The following is a 26575-nucleotide window of genomic DNA, read 5'->3' as shown; positions in this document are numbered from 1 at the left end:
CAGGGTCTGGAGATGCCCACGCTGTCACGGGGTGGGCTGGAACGCGAAGGGTTCGAGATCGAGCGGCGGCAGCCGTCGCTGCTGGCCGGCGGCATCCTGATCACCGGCGAGGTGGACCGCGTCACCGAGTTCGAGCACGGCATGCCGCCGGCACACCAAGCCTGGGACGGGAACGGCTGGCGGCACGACCCCGCCGTCATCGACGACCGGCACTCGTCATCAACGTGCGCGGCCGGGGACTTGTCATCATCACCGGGTGCGGCCACGCCGGAGTGGTCACCATCATCCGGCACGCCATGAGGCTGACCAGCGTCAGCGAAGGGGGCCGGCCCTCATGGCCTCAGGTCACAGCGCAGCTGTTGAGCCGTCCCGGCGCCGACGGCTCGTCGGGCTCCGGTTGCGCCCTGGCGGTGCGCGCCGCAGGCTGCCCCTATGGACCGCACCGCGGCAGCCAGTGTGCTGCCCATTCTGGTGACGGGCGCGGCGGGCAGCGTAGGCGCGGTCGGACGATCCGTGGTCGAAGGCCTCAGACGACGGGGCCTGCCCGTCCGGGCCATGGTGCGTCGCGATGACGAGCGGGCGGAGGCGCTGCGCGCGACGGGTGCCGAGGTCGTCGTCGGAGACCTGACGCGCGCGGGCGACATCGCCGACGCGCTGGCCGGCTGCGGACGTATGTACTTCGGCATGGGCGTGTCGGCGCAGTATCTGGAGGCCGCCGTTACGGCGGCGGCCGTCGCGCGCGCGTACGGACGCCTGGAAGCGTTTGTGAACATGTCGCAGCTGACGGTCTCCGAGATGGACCTCACCAGCACCTCCGAGTCGGTTCAGCACCGCCAGCAGTGGCTGGTCGAGCAGGTCCTCGACTGGTCGGCCCTGCCCGTTGTCCAGATCAGGCCCACCGTGTTCCTGGAGAACCCGCTGTTCCGCGTCGGCTTCTCCTCGATCGCGAGGAACGGAAGCATCAGACTGCCCTTCGGCCGGGCGAGAACCTCCCCTGTGGCGGCGGGCGACGTCGCCGCGGTCGTGGAGGAGATCCTGGCCGACCCGGCCCCGCACATCGGCCGGATCCATGAGCTGACCGGCCCGCGCTCGGAGGACATCGCCGCCATGGCGGCGGAGGTCTCCGCAGCTCTGGGCCGACCGGTCGGTTACACCGACGTCCCACTGCAGGAATGGATCGACGACGAACTCAGGCCGCTGGGCCTGCCCGACCACGTCTTCCAGCACACCGCCACCATGGCTCGCCTTCATGCGGAGAATCGCTACGACCGCAAGGCGGAAGGGGTCGAGCAGGTCACCGGGCGGCCTCCATCGGGGGTGGCCGATTACGTCCGGAAGAACCCCAGCCTCTTCACCCGCTGAAGCCGCGTCCTCGGCGTGCGTTGTCCAGCAGACGGCCGCCACCGCACCGAGGCGGATTGCGATGATTCAGATGCGTCAGTTCACCACGTGGTTGCGCCGCCGGGATCCGGGCCTCGCCGCCATGCGGCGGGCGGCCAGGACCGCGGTGGTGATGCCGTCCCTCTTCGCGCTGTGCACCCAGGTCTTCCACGCGCCGGTCACGGGCACCTTCGCCGCGTTCGGCGCGTTCGCGATGCTCTTGCTGGTCGAATACACCGGCCCCGTGGTGCAGCGGCTGCGCGCGCATGCGGCGCTCGGGGCGGCCTGGCTGGTGCTGGTCACACTGGGCACTCTCGCGTCGCGGTCGGTCTGGAGCGCGACTGCCGCGACGCTGGTGGTGGGCTTCGTCGTGCTCTTCTCGGGCGTGGTCAGCTCGGTCCTGGCCGGCGCCACGACGTCGCTGCTGCTGGCGTTCATCCTGCCGGTGTCAGCGCCCGCTCCCCTGACCCAGCTGCCCGACCGGCTGATCGGCGTGGGGCTGGCGGCCGGTACGTCCCTGATCGCGGTCTGGCTGTTGTGGGCGAGGACGCAGGCCGATCCGCTCAGCGCGCCGGCGGCTCGGGTCTTCCGAGCCGCGGCGGTGCAGTTGCGCGCCGACGCCGACTACATCACGGGCCGTGCCGCCGGCCCCTCCTTCGTGGAGTGCCGTGCCTGCGCCCAGGAGACCAGGTCGAGCGCACAGAAGCTGCAGCAGGCGTTCACCGCCACCCCCTACCGGCCCACCAGTCTGTCCACCGGGTCCCGAGCACTGGTCCGCCTGGTCGACGAGCTGACCTGGCTGAGCGCAATCCTCGCGGAGGCCGCCCCCGCCGTCGAGGACGGTTCGACGGGCACCCGGCAGTCCTCGGTGGTGCGCAGGGCCGCTGCCGCCGTACTGGAACTGGCGGCGGAGATGCTCGATGATCCGCGCGTCACGCCGGACCGCCTGCGCGCCGGTGTGGAGGAGCTCCGTCATGCGTCGACCGCGCTGGAGGACGGGGCAGTCGACCGGCTGCCGATGCCGGACGGCGGCTCCGGTGGCAGGCATGGCCTCGACACCTTGGTCGACAGCCTCGACGTCACCTTCCGGGCTCAGGAGGTGGCCTTCGTCGTCCTGCAGATCGCCCGGAACGTCGACATCGCCCGGACCGCCGATCACCGCGGCTGGCCGGACCGCCTGCTCGGCCGCGAGCCCGAATCCCCGACCGGTCGCCTGACCAGCGCCACGGAACGCGCCGCCGCACATGTCGAGCCGCACTCCATATGGCTGCACAACAGCATCCGCGGCGCCATCGGCCTGGGCATCGGTATCTCGCTGGCCGATGTGACCGGCGTCCAGCACGGCTTCTGGATCACGCTGGGCACCCTGTCGGTGCTGCGTTCCAACGCCCTCAGCACCGGGCAGAACGTCTTCCGCGCCCTCGGCGGCACCCTGGTCGGCTCGATCCTGGGCGCCGGTCTGCTCCAGCTCATCGGACACAACACGAGCGTGCTGTGGATCCTGCTGCCCGTCGCGGTGATGGCCGCGGGCGTCGTCCCGGCCGCGATCTCGTTCGCCGCCGGGCAGGCGGCCTTCACGCTCACCCTGGTCATCCTGTTCGACATCGCCCGGCCGGCGGACCTGTCGGTCATCCTGTTCCGTGTCGAGGACATCGCGCTCGGCTGTGCGGTGAGCCTGGTCGTCGGCCTGCTCTTCTGGCCGCGCGGCGCGTCCGCCGCCCTCGCCAGGGCGTTGGCGGAGGCGTATGTCGACAGCGCGCGCTATGTACTCGGAGCAGTGGGCTATGCGGTGTCCTGCTGTACTTTCAGGCCCGAGGCCATCGAGCCCCCGCAGGAGGGCCGCCGGGCGGCGGCCGCGGCGCGCCGACTGGACGACGCCTTCAGGACCTACCTGTCCGAGCGCGGAGCGAAGGACGTCGCGTTGTGCGAGGCGACGACTCTGGTCAACGGTGTCGTGGGGCTCCGTCTGGCCGCCGACGCGGTCCTGGAGCTGTGGCGGCGGGCCCCGGGCGGCCGGCCGCTCGAGGACCGCGCCGCCGCGCAGAGGGAACTGCTGGTCATGGCGGAACGGGTCTTCCGGTGGTACGAGAGTCTGGCCGAGGGGCTGGAGAGCGAAGGGCCTGCGCCAAAGCCGCTGGAGTCCGACCGGGAGCACAACGCCCGGCTGGTCGAGGCGGTCTGCCGGGACCTGCGTGGCGCGGACGGGCGGGCGACGGCGACCGGCATCCGCATCATCTGGACCGGCGACCATCTGGAAGCAGTGCGGCGGCTCCAGTCGCCCATCGCGGCGGCAGCCGGTCACGCCGACGCGCGCGTTGCCGTGATGGGATCAGTTTGACTCCAGTCAGCAAAGGGTCGGCGTGAGCGCGGTCGAACGCGGTTACAGATGACTACTGACGCACGTGGGCCAAATCCGGGATCCTGCCCTTTACCTGGCACAACACCGGTCCGAAGCCGAGCTGGTCGGAGTGAGGGGCAAGCCGTGTTCTACTACCTGCTCAAATACGTTCTGCTGGGACCACTGCTCAGACTGGTCTTCCGGCCCCGTATCGAAGGGCTGGAGCACGTGCCGGCCTCGGGGGCGGCCATCGTCGCGGGCAACCACCTCTCCTTCTCGGACCACTTCGTGATGCCCGCGATCCTCAAGCGGCGGATCACCTTCCTGGCCAAGGCCGAGTACTTCACGGGTCCGGGCATCAAGGGCCGGCTCACCGCGGCCTTCTTCCGCAGCGCGGGCCAGATCCCGGTCGACCGGTCCGGCAAGGAGGCCGGGCAGGCCGCGATCCGGGAGGGGCTCGGGGTGCTGCGCAAGGGCGAACTGCTCGGCATCTACCCGGAGGGCACCCGGTCGCACGACGGGCGCCTGTACAAGGGCAAGGTCGGCGTCGCGGTCATGGCGCTCAGGGCGGGCGTGCCGGTCGTGCCGTGCGCGATGATCGGCACGTTCGAGGCCCAGCCGCCCGGCAAGACCCTCCCGCGCCCGCACCCGATCGCGATCCGCTTCGGCAAGCCGCTGGACTTCTCCCGCTACGCGGGCATGGAGAACGAGAAGGCGATCCTGCGCGCCGCCACCGACGAGATCATGTACGCCATCCTGACGCTGTCCGAGCAGGAGTACGTCGACCAGTACGCGGCCGCGGCCAAGGCGGAGCAGTCCGAGGCGAAGGGCGACAGGCGCAGGTTCCCGCGGGCGCCGCTCGGTTGACGCCGCCGGGCGCGCCGGGCACGAGAGAGGGGCGGCCGGGTATCCCGGCCGCCCCTCGTCACCCGAGGCCGATCGCTACGCCTTCGGCGTGGCGTGCGGCGCGCAGGTCACGTCCGCCGAGTCGGTCTTCCCGGTGAGCAGGTAGGTGTCCACCCGGTCGTTGATGCACGGGTTGGCCAGGCCGGTGACTCCGTGGGAGCCCGCGTCCTTCTCGGTGATCAGACGGGAGCCCTTGAACCGCTTGTGCAGCTCGACGGCGCCCGCGTACGGCGTGGCGGCGTCCCGCGTGGACTGCACGATGAGCACCTCGGGCAGACCCTTGCCGGTCTTGACGTCCACCGGGTTCTGCTGCTTGACCGGCCACGTGGCGCACGGCAGGTTCATCCACGCGTTGGCCCACGTCATGAACGGGGCGGTCTTGTGGAGCCGCGTGTTGTCGCGGTCCCACGTCTTCCAGTTGGTGGGCCACTTGGCGTCGGTGCACTCCACCGCGGTGTACACGGCGTTGCCGTTCTCCGAGGAGATGTTGCCCGCGATGTCGGACATGTCCGGGGCGGCGGCGTCGACCAGCGCCTGGGTGTCACCGGCGACGTACTTGCTGAACACCTTCGCCACCGGCGCCCACGACGAGTCGTAGTACGGCGCGCTCTGGAAGAAGGAGATCAGCTCGTTCGGGCCGACGACCCCGCCGATGGGGCTCTTCTTGGCGGTGGCGCGCAGCTTCAGGTACTGCTGCTGGACGGCGTCGCGGGTGGCGCCCAGGTGGTAGGTGGCGTCGTTCGCGGCGACCCAGTCCTGCCAGTCCTTCCAGCGGCCCTCGAAGGCGACGTCCTGGTTCAGGTTGGCCTGGTACCAGACGTTCTCGCGGGCCGGGTTGACGACGCTGTCGACGACCATCCGGCGCACATGGCCCGGGAACATCGTGCCGTAGACGGCGCCGAGGTAGGTGCCGTAGGAGACGCCGAGGAAGTTGAGCTTCTGCTCGCCGAGCGCGGCGCGGATGACGTCCAGGTCGCGGACGGTGTTCGGCGTGGTCATCTGCTGGAGCATGGCGCGGCCGGTGCGCTGGAGGCAGCCCTGCGCGTACTCGCGGGCCAGCTTGCGCTGGACGCTCTTGTCGGCCTCGGAGTCCGGCACCGGGTCCAGCTTGGACCCCTCGGCGAACTTCTGCGGGTCAGCGCAGGAGATGGGCGCCGAGTGGCCGACACCGCGCGGGTCGAAGCCGACGAAGTCGTAGGCCTTCGCCACGTTGGCCCAGATGGCGTTCTTGTTGGTGACCCGGGTCGGGAAGCGCAGGCCCGAACCGCCGGGGCCGCCCGGGTTGTAGAGGAGGGCGCCCTGGCGCTCCTCCTTGGTGCCGGTGTTGCCGATGCGGTCGACGGCCAGCTTGATCTGCTTGCCGTAGGGGTCGGCGTAGTCGATCGGCACCGAGACGTAACCGCACTGGATGGGCTTGGCCAGCCCCCAGTCGGCGGGGCAGTCCTGCCAGTCGATGCCGGCCTTCGCGGCACGCTCCGCGGCGATCGCCGCGCCGCGGGTCTCGCGGTCCTGCCCCTGGCCGTTGTTCGCGCCGGCCGCGGGCGTCGCCACCGCGCCGGCTATCAGGGTCGCCGTGACCAGCGCACCGGCCGAACCGAGCGCCAGCACTCGGTTCCTGGGTCTCATGTCCCTCAAGGGGGACCTCCCCGTACGTCGTTGCGAATTCGGTACGGGGATCTTTGCGGCTGTGAGGTCCCTGAGAACAGGGGTCGTTGACCTTCTTTGCCAATCCGATAAGCGGCGCGGCGTGTCCCGCTGAGCGGAACCCCGAGGGTCTCGGCATCGCCCGGAGGACCGGCGGCGGTCCGCACGGGGGGCGGGAGGCTCCAGGGTGGTCCGCGCGGCGGGCGCGGGCCGGGCCGGCGCGGCGGGCGGCGTCGGGGGCTCCAGGAGTCATGAAATATAGGCTGGTTGACCAGATCGTCCCGAATTGCCGCTTAACGCGTGCAGCGCCGGACGCGGAACGAGCCGCCGGCCCCCGACCCGCGCCGAGGCGGAGCTGATCGGCCGTTACCCGGAGGCGACCGGCGGGCTGGACCGCGCCGACCCGGGCCGGCCCTGGGGCACCCACCGGGCTCCGCGGGCCCTGCGGGTCCCGGACGGCGAGCCGCGCACCATCCCCTTCACCGCGCCGCCAAACTGCGGAAGTTGACGTCATCCACCACCGGGGGCACGACGGGCGCAGGAGGCGGCGCGCCGCGACACGCGGCGCGGAATGTCCCCGAATGACCGACCGCCTTTCGGTGTAGGTTCGGCTCCCTTTCCGGGACCGCCACAGTTGCGCAACACGCCTCCCCGAACGGCGGAACAAGGCGTTCCGGTGCTGGTCCGGGGGTCGTCGGGTGAGGGGGCATCCGTTCGATCGCGAAGGTGTCCACCCGAAAGGGCGCGTGGTGAGTAACAACACAAACACTCGCTTCCATTGGGATTTTCGGACATCCGTGGGTGAAGATCCCTGTCTGACGACAAGCCCCCGCCACAACGGCGGGGCGGTCCGGGCGGACGCCGAGTCCTGCCGCCGCCCGGATGACCGGTCGACAGGAGTGGATCGGCAGGAGTGGAGGACCCAAGCACGACGGGTCGCCGGAACGGTCACACCATGGCCGCCCGAGCAGCCCTTGGGGTGAAGCCGCGGCAACGCGGCCGGGCAACTTCGCCAGCCCGAATCCGACAGGTCATCCTTCACAGGCGGCTGACGAAGGGTTGCGCATGACTGCGCTCAATCGCGTCCCGTCGCTGATGGCCCGGGCCGGCACGGCCTCGGCCCTGACACTGGCCGCCGTGGGCGGCTCGATCGTGGTGCCGGGTGTGGCCTCCGAGGCCTCGGCCGTGACGATGGCGTCCCAGGCGCTGAAGATCGCGGCGTCCAAGAAGGGGTCGCCCTACCAGTGGGGCGCCACGGGGCCGGGGAGGTTCGACTGCTCCGGGCTCACGCTGTACTCGTTCAAGAGGGCGGGCAAGAAGCTGCCCCGCACGGCCGAGCAGCAGTACAACAAGAGCCGGCACATCTCGGCGGGCAGCCGCCGGGCCGGGGACCTGGTGTTCTTCCACTCGGGCTCGTACGTGTACCACGTCGGCATCTACGCCGGCGCGGGCAAGATCTGGCACGCCCCGAAGACCGGGGACGTGGTGAAGCTGCAGAAGATCTGGACGAAGAGCGTCTGGTACGGCCGGGTCAGCTGACCCGGCCGCCGTGCGGGGCGGTGGCGGCGCCGCGGCGTCGTCACCGCACGTTCCTACGCTTCCTGGCCCGTGGCCGTCACGGGTCGGGCGGGAGCCGTCCACGGAAGTTCGATGCAGACCGTCTTGCCACCCTCCCGGGTCGGCCGCACGGTCAGACTGCCGCCGCACTCGGCGGTGAGCCATCGGATGATCACCATGCCCCGGCCGTTGTCCTGCTGGACAGCGGCCGGCAGTCGTTTCGGGAACCGGGGGTGGCTGTCAGTGACCCCGATGCACAACCGTTCGTCACGCACGAGGACGAGGTCCACCGTGAAGGTGGGTGACTGCCCCAAAGTGTGCTGTACGGCGTTGGTGGCGAGTTCGGAGACGATGAGCCGCACCGTCTCGGCGGTGTCCGTGGCCGGCGGCAGGCCCCACTCCGCGAGCGTGCCGGCCACATAGGCACGGGCCGCGCAGACCGAGGCGGGATCGCTCGGCAGAGTGACGGATGCTTCCAGATGGTCTGCCATGGCGACGTCGTCCCTTTCCCACGGGAGCGGAGTCCGACACTGAGCGGATGGTTCGAGTACGGTCCCGGACTGGTGCTTCGCCGTCAGACTGCCATCAGTGCTCCGCTCTCGGTGGCGATCCACCGGGATATGCATATATCTGTCGCTCGATGCGGTGAACTCTGCGACGGAAGACCGTATGTGAAGCGGGTCGCGTGGAGCGTTCAGAGGGAGCGAGGGAGTAACCCATGCAGCACGGTCCCGCGGTGCGCCGCCGGAAACTGGGCGCCGAACTGCGCGCGCTGCGCACCGGCGCGGGCCTCACCAGTGGTGAGGCGGCCCGCCTGGTCGGCTGGCACCAGTCGAAGGTCAGCCGGATCGAAACCGGTACCAGTGGGGTGAAACCGGCCGATGTGCGCTCGCTCCTGGACGCGTACGCGGTCCACGACTCCCAGCTCCGCGAGTTGCTCCTGGTCCTCGCGGGACTGGACGACGGCGACGGCCGGCACCACTGGTGGCACGCCTATCGCGGGGTGCTGCCCCCGACCTACCGGGACTTCATCAGCCTGGAGTCGCAGGCGAGCGGGATGCGCACCCTGGAGACCTCGGTCGTCCCCGGACTGCTGCAGACCCCCGAGTACGCCCGCGCGGTCACCCGGGCCGCCGTGGACGGGCTCGACGAGGACCGGCTGGACGCGCTGGTGGAGGTGCGGCTGGCCCGCCAGGACGTGCTGCGCGCGCGACCGCCGCTGGAGCTGGACGCGGTGCTTGACGAGGCGGTGCTGCGCCGCGAGGTGGGCGGTCCGGAGATCATGCAGCGGCAGCTGGAGCGGCTGACGGAGGCGGCCCGGCTGCCCCAGGTACGGCTCCAGGTGCTGCCGTTCGCCGCCGGCGCGCACATCGGCATCACCGGGCCTTTCGTAATCTTCTCGTTTTCGAACACCTCTGATCTGAACGTGGTGGTTCTCGACCACCTGACGAGTAGCTTCCATCTCGAGCGGAAAGAAGACCTAGAGGCCTACACGGAGGCCTTCGACACCCTGCGGATCCACGCCCTCTCGCCCGAGGACTCGTTGGACTTCATCGCCGGGATACGCCAGGACCCTGACGGCGCACCACCGCGTACCGCCTAAGGAGGCACCATGTCCGCTCTGCCTCGGCACGTATCTTCCAGCATCGATCTGCACGGCGTGCGCTGGCTGCGCAGCAGCTACAGCACGGGAGCCAACAACTGCGTCGAGACGGCCCGGCCCGCCACGGGACCGTGGTCCGGGCTGCTCGCCGTGCGCGACTCCAAGGCCCCGGCCGGGCCGGCGCTGCTCTTCTCCCCCGCGAGCTGGGCCCGCTTCACGGCCGCGGCGCACCGCGTCTGACGCACCATCCGGTCACATCCGCCCACGGTGACGCGCGGCCGTGTACGCCGACTCATGGTCGCGTCCCACCGATCACCCGTACAGCGCGTTCGACCTGCGCCCCGGAGAGGTCCGCGCGGGCGGTCAGCCTCAGCCGAGAGATGCCGTCGGGCACGGAGGGAGGACGGAAGCAGCCCACGGCGAGGCCGGCCGCCCGGCAGTCGGCCGCCCAGCGCACGGCCTGTTCCGGGGACGGCGCGCGCACCGAGACCACCGCGGCGTCCGGACGCACCGCTTCCAGACCCGCGGCGGTCAGGCGCGCGTGGAGTTCGGCCGCCACCGTTCGCGCGCGTGCCGCCCGCTCCGGTTCGCGGCGCAGCAGTCGCAGCGCCGCCAGGGCGGCTCCCGCGGCGGCGGGGGCGAGGCCGGTGTCGAAGATGAACGTCCGGGCCGCGTTGACGAGGTGGTCGATCACCCGCGCGGGCCCGAGGACGACTCCGCCCTGGCTGCCGAGCGACTTCGACAGCGTGGCCATGACGACCACGTCGTCGGCGCCCGCCAGTCCGGCCGCGTGCGCGGCGCCGCGGCCGCCGGCGCCCAGGACGCCCAGCCCGTGGGCGTCGTCGGCGAGGAGTCCCGCGCCGCGCTCCCGGCACACCGCGGCGAGCTCGGCCAGCGGGGCCGCGTCGCCGTCGACCGAGAACACCGTGTCCGAGACGAGCACGGCCGGGCCCTCGTGAGTGTCGAGCGCCTTGCGCACGGCGTCCGGGTCGGCGTGCGCGACGACCTGTGTCGTGCCCCGGGCCAGCCGGCAGCCGTCGATGAGCGAGGCGTGGTTGCCCGCGTCGGAGACGACGAGTGAGCCGTGCGGCGCCAGCGCGGTGACCGCGGCCAGGTTCGCGGCGTATCCGGAGGAGAAGACCAGCGCCGCCTCGAAGCCGCAGAAACCGGACAGTTCACGCTCCAGTTCGGCGTGCAGTTCGGTGGTGCCGGTGACGAGCCGGGAGCCGGTCGAGCCGCCGCCCCAGGTGCGTGCCGCGGCCGCGGCCCCCTCGGTCACCTCCGGGTGGCGGGCGAGCCCCAGGTAGTCGTTGCCCGCGAGGTCGAGCAGCGGCGAGTCGGCGGGGCGGGGCCGCAGGGTCCGTACGAGTCCGGCCCGGCGGCGTGCGTCCGCCTGCTCCTCGATCCAGCCGAACGCCATGGGTCCTCCGGGGCATGTGTAGGCAGTGCACAGACCCTAGCGGCAAGGCCTGCCGCCCCTCATGTGGCCATACCCACATGTCGATGTGCCCGTCGTTGTGCGGAGTCTCCTTGGCCGCGGACCGGGCCGTAGGACAGGATCAGCTCTCATGAACCTGCTGAACACGCTGGTGGACAAGGGACTTCGGCGCGAGTCGCCGACCCGCGAGGAAGCTCTGGCCGTGCTGGCCACCTCGGACGACGACCTGCTGGATGTGGTGGCCGCGGCCGGGAAGGTGCGCCGCCACTGGTTCGGCCGGCGGGTGAAACTCAACTATCTCGTCAACCTCAAGTCGGGTCTGTGCCCCGAGGACTGCTCGTACTGCTCGCAGCGGCTCGGTTCGAAGGCCGACATCCTCAAGTACACCTGGCTCAAGCCCGACCAGGCCTCCGAGGCCGCCGCGGCCGGGCTCGCGGGCGGCGCCAAGCGGGTCTGCCTGGTGGCCAGCGGGCGCGGTCCGACCGACCGTGACGTGGACCGGGTCTCCGACACCATCAAGGCGATCAAGGAGCAGAACGAGGGCGTCGAGGTGTGCGCCTGCCTCGGTCTGCTCTCCGACGGCCAGGCCGAGCGGCTGCGCGAGGCCGGGGCCGACGCCTACAACCACAACCTCAACACCTCCGAGGCGACGTACGGCGGCATCACCACCACCCACACCTACGCCGACCGGGTGGACACGGTGCACAAGGCGCACGCGGCCGGGCTGTCCGCCTGCTCGGGGCTCATCGCGGGGATGGGCGAGAGCGACGAGGACCTGGTCGACGTGGTCTTCTCGCTGCGCGAGCTGGACCCGGACTCCGTTCCGGTGAACTTCCTGATCCCGTTCGAGGGCACACCGCTCGCCAAGGAGTGGAACCTGACCCCGCAGCGCTGCCTGCGGATCCTGGCGATGGTCCGGTTCGTCTGCCCGGACGTGGAGGTGCGGATCGCGGGCGGCCGCGAGGTGCACCTGCGCACCATGCAGCCCCTCGCGCTGCACCTGGCCAACTCGATCTTCCTCGGCGACTACCTGACCAGCGAGGGCCAGGCGGGCAAGGCCGACCTGGAGATGATCGCGGACGCCGGGTTCGAGGTGGAGGGCGCCGACCAGGTGACGCTGCCCGAGCACCGGGCGGCGGCCGGGGGCGCGTGCGGGTCGCGCGACGGCGCCGGGTGCGGGTCCCATGAAGGTTCGGGCTGCGGGTCGCACGAGGAGCCGGCGTGCGGGTCGCACCAGGGTGGCGGGGTCTGCGGCTCCGCCGCGGCACCGGCCGAGGCAGCGGAATCGGCGCCGGTACCGGAGCCCGCGGCCGGCAACGAGCCGCGTACCGACCTGGTCGCCGTACGCCGCCGGGGTGCCGGAACGGACCTCGCGCCCAATGCCTGAACCGCACAACGCGCCCGGCCCGGACGTGTCCGAGCTGCTGGAGCTCGACCGGCGGCACGTGTGGCACCCGTACGGACCCATGCCCGGCCGCCAGGAACCGCTCGTCGTGGAGTCGGCGAGCGGGGTCCGGCTGAGGCTCGCGGACGGCTCGGGCGAACTGGTCGACGGCATGTCGTCGTGGTGGGCGGCGATCCACGGCTACAACCACCCGGTGCTGAACGAGGCCGCGCGGGAGCAGCTGGAGCGGATGAGCCACGTGATGTTCGGCGGGCTCACGCACGAGCCCGCCGTCCGGCTGGCGAAGCTCCTCGTCGACATGTCACCGGAGGGACTCGAGCACGTGTTCCTCGCCGACTCCGGTTCGGTGTCGGTCGAGGTCGCGGTCAAGATGTGCCTGCAGTACTGGCGCTCGCTCGGCCGCCCGGACAAGCGGCGGCTGCTGACCTGGCGGGGCGGCTACCACGGGGACACCTGGCAGCCGATGTCCGTGTGCGACCCCGAGGGCGGGATGCACGAGCTGTGGACCGGTGTGCTGCCCCGTCAGGTCTTCGCGGACGCGCCGCCGGCCGAGTACGAGGAGGCGTACGCCGCCCACCTGCGCGAGATGGTCGAACGGCACGCCGGTGAACTGGCCGCCGTGATCGTCGAACCGGTGGTGCAGGGCGCGGGCGGGATGCGCTTCCACTCCCCCGCCTATCTGCGGGTGCTGCGCGAGGTGTGCGACGCGCACGACGTGCTCCTGGTGTTCGACGAGATCGCGACCGGGTTCGGGCGCACCGGCGCCCTGTTCGCGGCGGAGCACGCCGCCGTGACGCCGGACGTGATGTGCGTGGGCAAGGCGCTGACGGGCGGCTATCTGACGATGGCGGCGACGCTGTGCACCGCGCGGGTGGCCGAGGGGATCTCGCGCGGCGAGGTGCCGGTGCTCGCGCACGGCCCGACCTTCATGGCCAACCCGCTGGCGGCGGCCGTGGCCTGCGCGTCGATCGAGCTGCTGCTCGGCCAGGACTGGCGCGCGGAGGTCAAGCGGATCGAGACGGGGCTGCGGGACGGACTCGCTCCGGCGGCGGAGCTGCCGGGTGTGCGGGACGTACGTGTCATGGGCGCCATCGGAGTGGTCCAGCTCGACCACGCGGTGGACATGGCGGCGGCCACGCGGGCGGCAGTGCGCGAGGGCGTGTGGCTGCGGCCGTTCCGCGACCTGGTGTACACGATGCCGCCGTACGTCACCGGCGACGTGGACGTGGCACGGATCGCGCGCGCGGTGTGCGCGGCGGCGAGGGAGGGCTGAGATGCCGGTACTGGTGATCACGGGCACGGGCACGGAGGTCGGCAAGACGGTGGCGACGGCCGCCGTCGCCGCCGCGGCCGTCGCGGCCGGGCGGTCGGTGGCCGTGCTGAAGCCCGCGCAGACCGGTGTGGGGCCGGACGAGCGCGGGGACGCCGACGAGGTCGCCCGGCTGGCCGGTGATGTCACGGCGCGTGAACTCGCGCGCTATCCGGAGCCGTTGGCGCCCGCGACGGCGGCCCTGCGGGCCGGGCTGGCGCCGGTGCGCCCGCACGAGGTGGCCGAGGCCGCCGCCAAGCTGGCCACCGAGCACGACCTGGTGCTGGTGGAAGGCGCGGGCGGGCTGCTCGTCCGCTTCGACGCGGACGGCGGCACCCTGGCGGACGCGGCGCGGCTGCTGGGCGCTCCGGTGCTGGTCGTGGCCACGGCAGGCCTGGGCACGCTGAACACGACGGAGCTGACGGCCCGTGAACTGCGTACCCGCGGTCTGGACCTGCTCGGCGTGGTGATCGGCAGCTGGCCCGCCGAGCCCGACCTCGCCTGCCGCTGCAACGTCACCGACCTCCCCGAAACCGCCGGTGCCCCCCTGCTGGGCGCCCTCCCCGAAGCGGCGGGCGCCCTGACCCCGCCCGACTTCCGCTCCCTGGCCCCCACCTGGCTGGCCCCCCGGCTCGACGGCACGTGGAACGCGTCGGTCTTCACCGGCCGCGAGGCACCCGCACCGTTCGCCGGCGGCGTCTGACGGGGCCGCCCGGCCTCGCGGAAGTGTGGGGCGGGGTGTGTGGGGGGCAGGCGCCGGGGACACTCACCGTGGGTTTGTCACGGTCGGGAGGGTGCCATGGTGTCGTGGTCCGGCGGCCGCGGGAAGGCGGCGCGGGATGCCGTCCGGCATCCGGTGTTCGCCCGTTACTACGCCCGGGCCGCCCTGGCCGCGGAGACCGGCATGGGCATCGCCGGGGTGCGCCGGCGGCTGCTGGCCGGGCTGTCCGGGCGGGTGATCGAGATCGGCGCGGGCACCGGGCTGAACTTCGCGCGCTACCCGGACTCGGTCGCGGAGGTCGTCGCGATCGAACCGGAACGGCTGCTGCGGCAGCGGGCGCTCGAGGCCGCCCTGCGCGCCGAGGTCCCGGTCGACGTGGTGCCGGGCTGTGCGGAGGCGCTGCCGGTGAAGAGCGAGGCGTTCGACGCGGTGGTGCTCGCGCAGGTGCTGTGCAGCGTGCGCGACGTGCCGCGCGCGCTCGCCGAGGCGCGACGGGTGCTGAAGCCCGGCGGCGAGGTGCGGTTCTTCGAGCACGGCCGCGGCGGGGGCCGTGCGATGGCCCTGACCCAGCGCGCCCTTGACCTCACGGTGTGGCCCCTGCTGTGCGGCGGCTGCCATCTGGCCCGCGACGCGGTCCCCGCCCTGCGCGACGCCGGGTTCGAGCTGGGCCCCTACCGGCGAATGCTGATTCCGGAGAAGGGGCCGGTCCTGCCCTCCTCGTACTGCGTGCTGGGCACGGCCTGGCGTCCGCTCTCCACGGGCCCCGGCAGGCGGCCGATCACCTGATCAGCCGATCGGACACCACGTGTGCCACTCTCCGTGCGGACACAGGCACAGAGCGCTGCGCGCATGCCCCTCACGCGGTTGCCGGGGCCCTGAGAGCGCCGCCCGGCCCGCTGACGGATACCGGCTGTGGGCCGGGTCACATTACGCTCGGCTGGGGACGAAGCTGTCACGAGCCAGACGTAACGGGTCGAAGGACCCCCGAGGAGGCCCCGTGTCCATACCTGCTGCGCCGTCGGGCCGGGCGTCGGCCGACGGGATCGCGGCCCGCGCCCGCGGGCTGACCAAGGCGTACGGATCGGGCGAGACCGCCGTGCTCGCGCTGGACTCGGTGGACGTCGACATCGCACGCCGTCGTTTCACCACGGTGATGGGCCCCTCCGGCTCCGGGAAGTCCACGCTGATGCACTGCCTGGCCGGACTGGACACCGTCACGGCCGGCCAGGTCTGGGTCGGGGACACCGAGATCACCGGGCTGAAGGACCGCGAACTGACCCGGCTGCGCCGGGACCGGATCGGCTTCATGTTCCAGTCGTTCAACCTCATCCCCACACTGAACGCGCTGGAGAACATCACGCTGCCGATGGACATCGCGGGCCGCAGGCCTGACGAGAAGTGGCTGGACGAGGTCATCGACACGCTGGGGCTGCGCAACCGGCTGGGGCACCGTCCGTCCCAGCTGTCCGGCGGCCAGCAGCAGCGTGTGGCCTGCGCGCGGGCCCTGGCCTCCCGTCCGGAGCTGATCTTCGCCGACGAACCGACCGGCAATCTCGACTCGCGGGCCGGTCTCGAGGTGCTCGGCTTCCTGCGCGACGCCGTCGACAGCCTCGGACAGACCGTCGTCATGGTGACCCACGACCCGAACGCCGCCGCCCACTCCGACCTGGTGCTGTACCTCGCGGACGGCCGGATCGTGGACGCGATGGAGCATCCGACCGCGGAGGCCGTGCTGGAACGCATGCGCCTGTTCGCCGGAGCGGTCGTCCCCGCCGCCCCCGGCCTCACCCCCGGCCTCGCTGTCGGCCTCGACCCGGTCCACGGCCGGCTCGGCGGGGACGGCCTCGCCGTCGAGGAGGCCTGACCCGGTGCTCAAAGCGACCCTGCGCAGCTTCCTGGACCACAGGGGGCGGCTGCTGCTCTCGGCCCTGGCCGTCATCCTGTCCGTGGCCTTCGTCACGGGCAGCCTGATCTTCTCCGACACCGTCGCCCGCACCTTCAACCAGCTTTTCGCCTCGACCGCCGCCGATGTGACGGTGGCGCCCAGGCAGGAGCTGACGTCCGCACTGCCAACCGGGGTCGTGCAGACCGTGCCGGCGTCCCTCGCCCAGCGGGTGGCCGGGGTCGACGGCGTGGCGGCGACGCACGTGGACGTGGCCGTCCGGAACGCCATGGTCGTCGACAGCCGCAACGAAGCGGTCGGCCCGACCACCGGCGCCCCGACCGTCGTCTCCAACTGGCAGGTCACCGACCGCAGCCCGGTGCGGCTGACCTCCGGACACGCCCCGCACGGCGACGGCGAGGCCCTGCTGGACGCCGACACCGCCCGGCACGACGGCGTACGGATCGGCGACATGCTCGCGGTCCAGGCGCAGCCCGGCTCGTTCCGCGTCCGGGTCGTCGGCATCGCCACGTTCACCACCACCAACCCGGGCGCGGCCAGGCTCTTCCTGGACACGCCCACCGCCCAGGCCAGGCTGCTCGGCTCGACCGCCCGTGCGACGAGCATCTCGGTCGACGCGGCCAAGGGCGTCACCGACGCCCAGCTCAAGCAGCGCGTCGCCCGGGCCGTAGGCAGCGGCGGCTACGACCTGCGGACCGCCGGTGAGCAGGCCAAGTCGGCCGCCGCCCGGCTCGGCGGATTCGTCAAGATCATCAAGTACGTCATGGTCGGGTTCGCCGGGATCGCGGTCCTCGTCGGCATCTTCCTGATCGTCAACACCTTCTCCATGCTGATCGCCCAGCGCACCCGCGAGCTGGGTCTGCTGCGCGCCCTGGGCGCCGACCGGCGGCAGGTCCGGCGCTCGGTGCTGGCCGAGGCGGTGCTGCTCGGCGTGGTCGGCTCCACGGTGGGACTCGCGGCCGGGATCGGTCTGGCGGCCGGGCTGATCCGGCTGATGAGCTCGTTCGGCATGAACCTGACGACCTCGGCGATGGTCGTCAGGTGGAGCACGCCCGTCGCCGCGTACGGCGTCGGCATCGGTGTCACCTTCCTGGCGGCCTACCTCCCGGCCCGCCGCGCCGCGGCCGTCTCGCCCATGGCGGCCCTGGCGGACACCGAGGTGGCCGGCGTGGGCCGGCCGCTGCGGGTGCGCGCGCTGGCGGGCGCGGGCATGGGCGCGGCCGGCGCGGCGGCGCTCGCGGGCTGCGCCGCCGCGCACCGGACCGCGACCGCCGCCTCTCTGCTGGGCGTGGGCATCGTCCTCACCCTGGTCGCCGTCGTCGTCGCCGGGCCGCTGCTGGTGCGCCCGCTGATCCGGGTGCTGGGCGGGGCCTTCCCGGCCCTCTTCGGTTCCATCGGGCGAATGAGCCAGCGCAACGCGCTGCGCAACCCGCGCCGTACCGGCGCCACCGCGGCCGCCCTGATGGTGGGCCTTGCCCTGGTCGGCGGACTGTCCGTGGCCAGTGCCTCCATGACCAACTCCCTGGACCGGCAGATCGACAGGGTGCTGGGCGCCGACTACGTGGTACAGAACCGCAACTTCCTGCCGTTCTCCGCGGAGGTCACGCACACGGTGCGCGACACCCCGGGCGCCGGCACCGTCGTACGGCAGCGCCTCGCGGCCGTCGCCCTGCGGCTGCCGGACGGCAAGCGCGTCGCGACGACCGCCTCCGGGTACGACCCGCGGCTCGACTCGGTCGCCCACATCAAGTACGTCCGCGGCGACACGGCGGCGGCGCTCGCCGACGGGCACATCGCCATGGACGCCCGCTTCGCCGGGAAGCACGGGGTGCGGGCCGGGACCGTGCTGCCCGTCGAGTTCCAGGGCGGACGGCAGGCCCGGCTGACCGTGGCGGCGCTCACCAACCAGGACGCGGCCGAGGGGCTCGGCATCGAGGGCGGCGTGTACTTCGGCATGGGGACCCTGGAGAAGTACGTGCCGAACACCCCGGACGCCGCCCTGTACGTGAACGCCGCGCCCGGCACCGGCGCCGCGCAGTTGCGCGCCCACCTGGAGAAGGCCCTCGTGCCGTACCCCAATGTGCAGGTGCGCGACCAGGCGGACTACAAGAAGCTCGTCCACGACCAGATCGCGGTCCTGCTCTACCTCGTCTACGCGCTGCTCGGCCTCGCGATCGTCATCGCGGTCCTGGGCGTGGTCAACACCCTCGCCCTGTCGGTGGTGGAGCGCACCCGGGAGATCGGTCTGCTGAGGGCCATCGGGCTGTCCCGCCGTCAGCTGCGGCGGATGATCCGGCTGGAGTCGGTGGTGATCGCCGTCTTCGGCGCGGTCCTGGGACTGTCCCTGGGCCTGGTGTGGGGCCTGTGCACCCAGCGGGTGCTGGCACTTCAGGGCATGAGGGCGCTGGCCATCCCCTGGAGCACGATCGTGGCGGTGGTGATCGGCGCGGCGCTCGTGGGCGTAGTGGCGGCGCTGCTGCCGGCGCTGCGCGCCTCACGGATGAACGTGCTGGCGGCGATCGCGCACGAGTGAGGCGGTCGCGGCGGGCCCCGCGTCCGGATACTGGAATTGCGCCCGGCGCCCTGTGATGCGTGGTGTCATCGCCGCATGAGCGATCTGCACATACGCGCGGCGACCGCAGACGACCTCGGCGCCGTACTGGCCTTCTGGACGACGGCCGCGGAGGGCACGAGCATCAGCGACGACCGGGACGGCGTGGCCCGCCTGATCGCCCGCGACCCGGAGTCCCTGCTGCTGGCGGTACGGGACGGCGAACTGGCCGGCACGGTCATCGCGGGCTTCGACGGCTGGCGCTGCCATCTGTACCGGCTGGCCGTGCACCCGGACCGGCGGCGCCAGGGCATCGGCTCCGCCCTGCTGGCGGCCGCCGAGGAACGGTTCGTGCGGCTCGGCGGGAGGCGCGGGGACGCCATGGTGCTCACCCGAAACGAGAACGCGCACCACGCCTGGCGGGCGGCGGGCTACGCGCCGGAGGAGCGCTGGCGTCGCTGGGTGAAGCCCCTGACGGACTGAACACGACCTTCCTTTGCCTTTCCTTTACCATTGCGGGACATCCGTTCCTGCATGAAAGGTTGTGAGCGTCCGCCCATGGGCGAGCCTCCCCGAGCGCGACACAGCGCGCCAGCCCCTGCCCTGCCCGACCATGGGACGGGGGTGACCCGATGACCGAAGTGCTCCTGTTGCTGGTGGCGGTGCTGCTCAGTCTCGCCTGCGGCGCCTTCGTCGCGGCCGAGTTCTCGCTGACGACCGTCGAGCGCGGTGCCCTGGAGCGGGCCGCCGAGCGCGGTGAGCGCGGCGCTGCCGGCGCGCTGAAGGCCGTACGGAACCTGACCTTCCAGCTCTCCGGGGCACAGCTCGGCATCACCGTCACCAATCTGGTGGTCGGCATGCTCGCCGAGCCGTCGATCGGCAAGCTGATCGCGGGGCCGATCCAGGCGCTCGGTCTGTCCCGGTCCGCAGCGACCTCGGTCGCGCTGGCCCTGGGCACGGCCCTGTCCACGGTGTTCCTGATGGTCGTCGGCGAGCTGGTGCCCAAGAACTGGGCGATCTCCTCGCCGCTCGCGGTGGCCCGGCGGGTGGGCAGCCCGCAGCGCTGGTTCAGCGCCGCCTTCCGCCCCTTCATCACCCACCTGAACAACACGGCGAACCGCGTGGTGCGCCGGCTCGGCATGGAGCCCGCCGAGGAGCTCGCCTCCGCTCGCGGGCCCCAGGAACTCGCCGCCCTGGCCCGGCACTCCGCCAAGGAGGGCGCCCTGGAGGCGGACACCGCCGAGCTGTTCGTACGCACCCTCAACCTGGCGGACCTGACCGCGGAGAACGTGATGACCCCGCGGGTGCGGGTCGTGGCCCTCGACGCCCGGGCGACCTGCGAGGACGTGGCGAACGCGACCCGGGCGACCGGGCTGTCCCGGTTCCCCGTCCACCAGGGCGGCCTCGACTCGGTCGTGGGCACCGCCCACATCAAGGACGTGCTGGCGATACCGGCCGAGCGCCGCACCCGCACACAGGTCTCGGAGATCATGCGCGAGCCGCTCCTGGTCCCCGAGTCGCTGACCGTCGACCGGCTCCTTGACCGGCTGTCCGGCAAGCGCACGATGGCGGTCGTCATCGACGAGTACGGCGGCACCGCGGGCGTGGCGACGCTGGAGGACATCGTCGAGGAGGTGGTCGGCGAGGTGCGCGACGAGCACGACCCGCACGAGACGCCCGACATCGCGCCGGCCGGTGCCGACGAGGAGGGCCGCGCCCTGTACTCGGCGGGCGGCTCCGCGCGGGTGGACCAGCTCGCGCAGGTGGGGCTGCGGGTGCCGGAGGGGCCGTACGAGACGCTGGCCGGCCTGATCGCCGCCGAACTCGGCCGGATCCCCGAGACCGGCGACATCCTCCAGACCGCCGGCTGGCGACTGGACGTCGTGGACTCGAGCGGCCACCGCGCAGCGCGCGTACTCCTGCACGCGCCACTGGACGACGAACGGGGGGCGCGGGGCGAGGAAGGCGGGGACCGCGAGCACGGCGGGTCAAGCGGGCACGGCGGGGACCACGAGGACCGCGTGCAGCGCGGGGAAGGCACGCGCGGCAGGCACGGTGACGGGCCCGCTCCGAAGGACGAACGGCCGTGCGGTGGCGCGGAGGACGAGGGGAGGGCCGGGCGGTGACCGGTGTGCAGATTCTGATCGGGCTGGCGTCCCTGGTCGTCAACGCCTTCTTCGTGGGCGGCGAGTTCGCGCTGATCTCGGTGCGCCGCAGCCAGATCGAGCCGTACGCCGAGGCGGGCGACCGGCGCGCCCGGAGCGTGCTGTGGGGCCTGCAGCACGTGTCCGCGCTGCTGGCCGCGGCGCAGCTCGGCATCACCCTGTGCACCCTGGTCCTCGGTGTGGTCGCCGAGCCGGCGATCGCGCACCTGCTGGAGCCGGCGTTCCACGCCATGGGTGTGCCACCGGGCGCGGGCCACGCGGTGTCGTTCGTGATCGCGCTGGCCCTGGCGACGTACCTGCACATGCTGCTCGGCGAGATGGTGCCGAAGAACGTCGTGCTCGCGGAGCCGGTACGCAGCGCGCTGCTGCTCGGACCGCCGCTGGTCGCGCTGTCCCAGGCCCTGCGCCCGGTGATCTTCACGGTGAACACGTTCGCGAACAGCCTGCTCAAGTTGTTGCGGGTGGAGGCCAAGAGCGAGGTCTCGTCGACCTTCACGGACGCGGAGCTGGCCCAGATCGTCAAGGACGCCAGCGCGGCCGGCCTCATCGACGACCGGGCGCAGGAGCGGCTGCACGACGCGCTGGAGCTCGGCAGCCGGCCCGTGCGTGACGTGGTGCTCCCGCTGGAGCGTGTCGTCCACGCGTCGGTGGGAATCACCCCCGAGCAGTTGGAGCGGCTGTCGGCCGAGTCCGGCTTCTCGCGCTTCCCCGTGGTCGACGAGGAACGCCACATCGTCGGCTACCTGCATGTGAAGGACGCCCTGGACGCCTCGCCGCGGGAGGAGCCGTTCCGGCCGCGGGACATGCGGCCCATCGCCCGGGTCCGCGAGGGCACGCCGCTGGACGACGTGCTCACCGCGATGCGCGGCAGCCGTACGCACCTGGCGGCCGTCCTGGGGGCCGACGACCGGCTCGCGGGCCTGGTGACCATGGAGGACGTACTGCGAGAGCTGTTCGGACCGGCGGGGGTGACCGGGACGGCCTGACGCGATACCGACCGACCGCTTGGTACGCCACCGGACCGCCCGGATACGATCGCTCACGCCATGCAGACGAATCCCATGTACACGAGCCTGGTCGCGGTCGGCGACTCCTTCACCGAGGGCATGTCGGACCGGCTGCCCGACGGTTCGTACCGAGGCTGGGCGGACCTCCTCGCGGCGCGGATGGCCGCCCGCGCGCCCGGCTTCCGGTACGCCAACCTCGCCGTGCGCGGCAAGCTCATCGGGCAGATCGTCGACGAGCAGGTGGAGGTGGCGGCGGCCATGCGGGCCGACGTCGTGACGCTGGTGGGCGGCCTCAACGACACGCTGCGGCCCAAGTGCGACATGGGCAGGGTCACGGGGCTGCTCACGGAGGCCGTGGAGCGGCTGGCGCCGTCGTGCGAGCGGCTGGTGCTGATGCGCAGCCCCGGCCGGCGGGGCCCCGTCCTGGAGCGCTTCCGGCCGCGCATGGAGGAGTTGTTCGCCTGCGTCGACGAGCTCGCCGCACGGCACGGCGCGCTCGTCGTCGACCTGTACGGGGCGCCGTCGCTCGCCGACCCCCGGCTGTGGGACGTGGACCGGCTGCACCTGACCCCCGAGGGCCACCGCCGGGTCGCCGAGGCGGTGTGGCAGACGCTCGGCCACGAGCCCGAGGACACCGAGTGGCGTACGCCCATGGCGGCGACCGCGCGTCCGGGCTGGCTCAACCGCCGGGTGCAGGACGCCCGCTTCGCCCGGCAGCATCTGCTGCCGTGGATAGGGCGGCGCCTGACCGGCCGTTCCTCCGGCGACGGCCGGACAGGCGCCCACTTTAGCGCTGAGCTGGGCAAACCCTTCTGGGTCACCCCTGCGGACCACACAAACCCCGGCCCTGTGACGGGCTGGCGACAGGTGGAGCCCTGACCCGGAGCCCCGCATGCCATGCACCGATTAACCTCGATCTTGCGTGAGGGTCCGTCGACGGCGTCGGCGGGCCTTTTCGCTTTCCGAGGCGGGTGGTGAGCAGGCCGGTGGCCCGACTGTCGCGTCAGGTGGGTCGCCCGGTTCCGCTGTCCGGGGTCGGGTGGAGCTGTCGTCGGGACGGAAAGTCTGCTGGTCAGCCTGGGCTGGGCAGGAGGGCAAGTCGCTCGAAGGCGCCTGCGATCTCACCTGCCCAGGGCCAGTGTTGGGTGAGGCGGAGGATGCGGCGTCGGCCGGCGGTGACGAGCTGGGCGGCCGCGGAGAACAGGCGGAACCGCAGCCGGCGGGGTTCCCAGAGCCGGGCTTGACCGGTCGGGGCGAGCATGGGCATCCAGGCTGAGGTTCCCCCGAGATCTTCGAGCAGGGGGACCCCCAGAGCACGCACCAGACGCCGCTGGGCCGCTCTTCGGGCGACGGCGGGAATGCGACGACAGGCCCTAGTAATGGGGCGGGTCGCGACCTGTGGGAATCCTTCCTGTGGGTTGCTGACCTGGTCTTTTGTCGATGGTTGTGCGGACTGCTGGAACGCGGTGCTGATCATTGGGTACCTGAAGGCCGCCCGAGTGGCGGGTCCGCGCAGCCCGTCCGGTTACGAGCTTGAAGGTGGTCCTGCCACGCCGGTCAATGAGCTCTGGCAAGCCGCTGGTACACCGTCACCCGCCGACCACGGACTTGTTCGTCAGCCACTGGTGTGAAGTACTTCTTCAGCACGGCGGTCTTCATCTTGTCCCGCTCGGCCGTCACCGGTTTTGCCACCTGTGTTGCGTCCGTCACCAGCAGTATCCGTTGCTGGGCCAGCATCGCAGCACGTATGTGATCCGGGCTCGTCTCCACACCCTTCAGGGTCCCGGACTTCTCAGGGCTCTCCACGAGAGCTATGTCTCGCAGCCCGGCAAAGGCACTCGGCGAGACGGACTTGGTGTCCCGACGCGCCGACGGGATGAAAAGCACCGCACTTCCGGTCGTTTTCATCCGCCGCACGTCCGACGCTATCGCCAGGACGTCGTCCACCCTGCTTGCCGGGGATCGCTTTGCCAGTGACTGCGGCAGCAGTGCCACCATCGCTGCGGCGACCACTGCGGGGAGAATCCACTTCGACGCTTTCGGGAGCCGGGGCTTGGCTGCCTGCACCGCCGAGCCGATGGCAGTGCCGATCAGCAGTGCCAACCCCAGCATGCTGTAGAGGATGTACCGGTCCAAGAACAACGGCTGGATCAGGGAAAGAGCGATGAGGCCGATCTGGGGCACCGCCAGCAGCGGTAACCCGACGGCTGCCACCGACGGCCGGCCCGCTCGGGGCCGATCCAGTAGCGCACCAACGCCACCGATCGCCAGCAGAACCGCAGGGCCGATCATCATGTGCCAGGACAGCGGCGGTATCCATGACACCTGTGCGGACTGGCTTCGGCTGAAGAGGATCAACGGCAGCACACAGGCTGTGGCGGCCGTGGAGGCTGCCGTCCAACGTGTCCAGACTTCGCGCCCGGCTCGGATCCACAGGAGAGTTGCCAGGTGTGCCGGGAGGATCATGAGCGAGAGCCAGTTCAGCAGCCCCATCAGCAGAATGGTGCTGCCGTATGCAGCCCAGCACAGCGTCCGGACACGCCCCTGGAGCACGGTTACGAGGAGCAATGTGGAGATCCCGGCCCCGGCGGCGACCAGTGCGTATGGCCGACCCTCTTGGAGGTAGAACTGCACAGCAGGCAGCAGCCCGAACGCCATCCCTCCCGCCAGGCCCGCCCACACGCCGGCCAGCCTGTGGCCGATGACTGCCACGCAAGCCGCCGCGATCCCTGTGGCCAGCACCGAGGGGAGTCGCAATATTGTGGCGCAGGGCCCGAAGCACTCAAACAGCACATGCATCAGCAGGTAGTAGCACCCGTGTACGACGTCAACGTTCCCCAGCATGTGCCAGATCTCGGCGGTGGAGCGTTGGGCTACCTGCCAGGTCGCGGCCTCGTCCCGCCACAAGCTGCCCTGCCGTGACAGCCCCCACAGGCCGAGGGCAACGGTCCACAGCATCGGAAGCAGCCAGACCAGAACGGCGCGGCGCAAGGGTGCAGTGCGAGATGGCATCGACGTTGTTGCGGCCCCCAGGCGGCGAGGTGACAAGCGTAACTTGCGGTCAATGGACATGAAGTAGGGCTTCCGGAGCAGCTGTTGGCAAGGGCGGGTTGTCAGGTTCACTCACTGAGGTTTTCTCAACGGTGATCATTCCTGGTCCTGTGGCGCGGGAGGAACGGGGCGGAGAGGGCGGTCTACGCTCGCGCCATGACGATCACGTATGAGTGGCGGGGCGAATTCGACAACACAGCCGTCAATGCGCTGCATGCAGCGGGTTTCAACCATCAGGCCTCGGAAGTCGATTGGCTGGCCCAGGTCCATCGCCACAGCCTGGGCTGGGTCTGTGCACGCCACGAAGGGGACCTCGTCGGTTTCGTGAATGTCGCGTGGGACGGCGGCGTCCACGCGTTCATCCTGGACACCGTGGTCGCGGCAAGCTACCGCCGCTCGGGGATCGGAGCCGGGCTTGTTGCCGAGGCCGTCCGACAGGCCCGTATAGCCAAGTGCGAATGGATGCACGTCGACTTCGAGGACGACCTGCAGTCGTTCTACTTCGACGCCTGCGGATTCCAGCCGACGGCCGCGGGGCTCATCGCACTCTGAGCCGACCCCGCCGCATCGCGCCCCCGCCATGAACAGCCGTGAAGCCCCTGATAGGACAGGTCTCACCACAAGATCATGTCCGTAGCAACCAGAGGGTCGTCGGAGGCGATGGTCCTGTGGTCGATGACCATGGTCATGACCCGCCGTCTCGGTCGCCGCCGCAGGCGAACCGGTCCGGTGCCGACTCGTGTGCCCATCCCCGCGCAACGAACCGCTTGAGCTTGCACCGCACTCCCTCGGTCTTCGCAGGAACCACCTCCAGCCCCAACAAGGCAGTGATCTCACGGCAGTTCAGTGACTGACCGCCGGTGGCGCGGCGTTCGGCCAGCAGGCCCATGACCTGCTGATATTCCGGCTCCAGCACCTCGGCCGACAGCCCCTCCCGCCAGACCGGAACCAGCGTCCCGGGCTTCGCTGTCGCCAGCGTCCTGGCCTCGATCCCCTCCGGTGTCTTCCCCGCCACAGCCTCCTGGCCTGCGATTTCACCCGCGTCCCACACCTCGCCGACCCGCCTGCGGGCGATCAGCCACTCGTCCCACTGCGACTGCGCCGCCTCCAGCTCGGCCTGCAACTCCTCCACCCGCTTCCGGGCCGCACGCTCCCGCTCCTCCAGCGCACCGGACCTACCTCACCCACCCCGGCACTATGCCTGCCGAGTAGCCGGAGGGAGTCTCACCTCAAAGATCAGGCGGCCGGGCTCGGTGCCGTCTGCCGGGTCGATCACGTCGAGGACAGCACGGGCACCCTGCGAGAGAACCGGTCCACCATGTAGCACCACAGCACCGAGGTCTCACGGCTCCGTAGCGCTGCTAGCGCCTTGTCGAAGTCGGGACGCTCGGCATCCGCCTTGTAGCCGGACGCCAGGTCTACCCACACGTGACGGACGGTGTAGCCGTTGCGGTCGACCCAGCGACGCCCGGAGGCCTCCTGCGTGTCGGTGGACTGCTCTCGGCGGTGGTCGTCCTCCCGCAAGTTCTTGCTCTTGCGCAGATAGAGGTCTATGAGACGCTTGACGGCCATCGGGGGTGGTGCTCCTTGGTGCTGG

25 protein-coding genes and 1 pseudogene are annotated in these 26575 nt (G+C 71.5%); 19 read left to right on the top strand and 7 right to left on the bottom strand.

All coding sequences use genetic code 11. The annotated features are described in order from the left end of the window. Positions 1–12: 12 nt before the first annotated feature. The 4 genes from CG719_RS05320 (at position 13) to CG719_RS05305 (ending at position 4585) form a co-directional block, all read left to right on the top strand. Positions 13–300 (top strand): hypothetical protein, encoded by a 288-nt coding sequence (locus CG719_RS05320; protein WP_199836525.1) that lies wholly within the window; start codon positions 13–15, stop codon positions 298–300. Between the two features lie 132 nt (positions 301–432). Then, positions 433–1362 carry an NmrA family NAD(P)-binding protein gene (locus tag CG719_RS05315; RefSeq protein ID WP_100567317.1) on the top strand — a complete coding sequence of 310 codons (930 nt, stop codon included), beginning with the start codon at positions 433–435 and terminating at the stop codon, positions 1360–1362. A gap of 70 nt (positions 1363–1432) precedes the next feature. Then, the gene (locus tag CG719_RS05310; RefSeq protein ID WP_234375435.1) at positions 1433–3718 is read left to right on the top strand and encodes an FUSC family protein; all 2286 of its coding nucleotides are present in this window, start codon (positions 1433–1435) and stop codon (positions 3716–3718) included. A 144-nt stretch (positions 3719–3862) separates the two neighbouring features. Further along, positions 3863–4585 carry a lysophospholipid acyltransferase family protein gene (locus tag CG719_RS05305; protein ID WP_100567315.1) on the top strand — a complete coding sequence of 241 codons (723 nt, stop codon included), beginning with the start codon at positions 3863–3865 and terminating at the stop codon, positions 4583–4585. 75 nt (positions 4586–4660) lie between these two features. Here CG719_RS05305 and CG719_RS05300 read toward each other — a convergent pair whose 3' ends face one another. After that, positions 4661–6250 (bottom strand): alpha/beta hydrolase, encoded by a 1590-nt coding sequence (locus CG719_RS05300; RefSeq protein WP_100567314.1) that lies wholly within the window; start codon positions 6248–6250, stop codon positions 4661–4663. A gap of 304 nt (positions 6251–6554) precedes the next feature. Here CG719_RS05300 and CG719_RS35285 point away from each other — a divergent pair, with 304 nt between their 5' ends. Beyond that, entirely contained in the window at positions 6555–6776 is a 222-nt protein-coding gene (locus CG719_RS35285) for a hypothetical protein (protein WP_159024811.1), read from the top strand. Positions 6777–7333: 557 nt separating this feature from the next. Then, positions 7334–7807, top strand: coding sequence for a C40 family peptidase (locus CG719_RS05295; RefSeq protein ID WP_100567313.1), 474 nt, complete (start codon positions 7334–7336; stop codon positions 7805–7807). A gap of 53 nt (positions 7808–7860) precedes the next feature. Here the strand turns inward: CG719_RS05295 and CG719_RS05290 are convergent, their stop codons facing one another. Beyond that, on the bottom strand, positions 7861–8316 hold the full coding sequence (locus CG719_RS05290) for an ATP-binding protein (RefSeq protein WP_100567312.1): 456 nt from the start codon (positions 8314–8316) through the stop codon (positions 7861–7863). 227 nt (positions 8317–8543) lie between these two features. Between CG719_RS05290 and CG719_RS05285 the strand changes: the two genes are divergently transcribed. Both CG719_RS05285 and CG719_RS05280 read left to right on the top strand, forming a co-directional pair. Continuing rightward, positions 8544–9428: a helix-turn-helix domain-containing protein gene (locus CG719_RS05285; RefSeq protein WP_100567311.1), complete on the top strand. Its 885-nt coding sequence runs from the start codon at positions 8544–8546 to the stop codon at positions 9426–9428. Positions 9429–9437: 9 nt separating this feature from the next. Then, positions 9438–9668: a DUF397 domain-containing protein gene (locus CG719_RS05280; RefSeq protein ID WP_100567310.1), complete on the top strand. Its 231-nt coding sequence runs from the start codon at positions 9438–9440 to the stop codon at positions 9666–9668. A 52-nt stretch (positions 9669–9720) separates the two neighbouring features. Here the strand turns inward: CG719_RS05280 and CG719_RS05275 are convergent, their stop codons facing one another. After that, positions 9721–10848 carry an 8-amino-7-oxononanoate synthase gene (locus CG719_RS05275; RefSeq protein ID WP_100567309.1) on the bottom strand — a complete coding sequence of 376 codons (1128 nt, stop codon included), beginning with the start codon at positions 10846–10848 and terminating at the stop codon, positions 9721–9723. Positions 10849–10996: 148 nt separating this feature from the next. On the opposite strand from CG719_RS05275, the gene bioB reads away from it, so the two are divergent. The 10 genes from bioB (at position 10997) to CG719_RS05225 (ending at position 22806) form a co-directional block, all read left to right on the top strand. Next, positions 10997–12253, top strand: coding sequence for a biotin synthase BioB (bioB, locus tag CG719_RS05270; protein WP_100567308.1), 1257 nt, complete (start codon positions 10997–10999; stop codon positions 12251–12253). Continuing rightward, positions 12246–13544: an adenosylmethionine--8-amino-7-oxononanoate transaminase gene (locus CG719_RS05265; RefSeq protein ID WP_100567307.1), complete on the top strand. Its 1299-nt coding sequence runs from the start codon at positions 12246–12248 to the stop codon at positions 13542–13544. The genes bioB and CG719_RS05265 overlap by 8 nt, the downstream gene beginning before the upstream one ends. Position 13545: 1 nt before the next feature. After that, complete coding sequence (gene bioD / locus CG719_RS05260; protein ID WP_100567306.1) at positions 13546–14283, top strand: dethiobiotin synthase; 738 nt, start codon at positions 13546–13548, stop codon at positions 14281–14283. 96 nt (positions 14284–14379) lie between these two features. Then, complete coding sequence (locus CG719_RS05255) at positions 14380–15087, top strand: class I SAM-dependent methyltransferase (RefSeq protein WP_100567305.1); 708 nt, start codon at positions 14380–14382, stop codon at positions 15085–15087. Between the two features lie 211 nt (positions 15088–15298). After that, positions 15299–16165: an ABC transporter ATP-binding protein gene (locus tag CG719_RS05250; protein ID WP_100567304.1), complete on the top strand. Its 867-nt coding sequence runs from the start codon at positions 15299–15301 to the stop codon at positions 16163–16165. A gap of 4 nt (positions 16166–16169) precedes the next feature. Beyond that, complete coding sequence (locus CG719_RS05245; RefSeq protein ID WP_100567303.1) at positions 16170–18737, top strand: ABC transporter permease; 2568 nt, start codon at positions 16170–16172, stop codon at positions 18735–18737. A 75-nt stretch (positions 18738–18812) separates the two neighbouring features. Further along, the gene (locus CG719_RS05240) at positions 18813–19238 is read left to right on the top strand and encodes a GNAT family N-acetyltransferase (protein WP_100567302.1); all 426 of its coding nucleotides are present in this window, start codon (positions 18813–18815) and stop codon (positions 19236–19238) included. A gap of 149 nt (positions 19239–19387) precedes the next feature. Then, positions 19388–20881, top strand: a complete 1494-nt coding sequence (locus CG719_RS05235; RefSeq protein WP_234375434.1) for a hemolysin family protein — start codon at positions 19388–19390, stop codon at positions 20879–20881. Beyond that, the gene (locus CG719_RS05230; protein WP_100567594.1) at positions 20878–21906 is read left to right on the top strand and encodes a hemolysin family protein; all 1029 of its coding nucleotides are present in this window, start codon (positions 20878–20880) and stop codon (positions 21904–21906) included. The genes CG719_RS05235 and CG719_RS05230 overlap by 4 nt, the downstream gene beginning before the upstream one ends. A gap of 60 nt (positions 21907–21966) precedes the next feature. Next, positions 21967–22806: an SGNH/GDSL hydrolase family protein gene (locus CG719_RS05225; RefSeq protein ID WP_100567301.1), complete on the top strand. Its 840-nt coding sequence runs from the start codon at positions 21967–21969 to the stop codon at positions 22804–22806. 193 nt (positions 22807–22999) lie between these two features. On the opposite strand, the pseudogene CG719_RS05220 reads toward CG719_RS05225, so the two are convergent. Both CG719_RS05220 and CG719_RS05215 read right to left on the bottom strand, forming a co-directional pair. Then, positions 23000–23200: pseudogene (locus CG719_RS05220) on the bottom strand (transposase); the annotation flags it as partial. 284 nt (positions 23201–23484) lie between these two features. Continuing rightward, positions 23485–24939: a glycosyltransferase family 39 protein gene (locus CG719_RS05215; protein WP_100567593.1), complete on the bottom strand. Its 1455-nt coding sequence runs from the start codon at positions 24937–24939 to the stop codon at positions 23485–23487. 195 nt (positions 24940–25134) lie between these two features. Between CG719_RS05215 and CG719_RS05210 the strand changes: the two genes are divergently transcribed. Further along, positions 25135–25530: a GNAT family N-acetyltransferase gene (locus tag CG719_RS05210; RefSeq protein ID WP_100567300.1), complete on the top strand. Its 396-nt coding sequence runs from the start codon at positions 25135–25137 to the stop codon at positions 25528–25530. 133 nt (positions 25531–25663) lie between these two features. Here CG719_RS05210 and CG719_RS05205 read toward each other — a convergent pair whose 3' ends face one another. Both CG719_RS05205 and CG719_RS05200 read right to left on the bottom strand, forming a co-directional pair. Further along, a complete protein-coding gene (locus CG719_RS05205) occupies positions 25664–26110 on the bottom strand; it encodes a hypothetical protein (RefSeq protein WP_234375433.1) in 447 nt (148 codons plus the stop codon). 140 nt (positions 26111–26250) lie between these two features. Then, complete coding sequence (locus CG719_RS05200; RefSeq protein WP_100567298.1) at positions 26251–26550, bottom strand: recombinase family protein; 300 nt, start codon at positions 26548–26550, stop codon at positions 26251–26253. Between the last annotated feature and the right edge of the window lie 25 nt (positions 26551–26575).

The sequence above is a fragment of the Streptomyces sp. CB01373 genome (assembly GCF_002803075.1).
In the GTDB taxonomy this organism is placed as follows: domain Bacteria; phylum Actinomycetota; class Actinomycetes; order Streptomycetales; family Streptomycetaceae; genus Streptomyces.
Note: the sequence above shows the minus strand (reverse complement) of the source record. Positions and strands in the feature narration are given on the sequence as shown.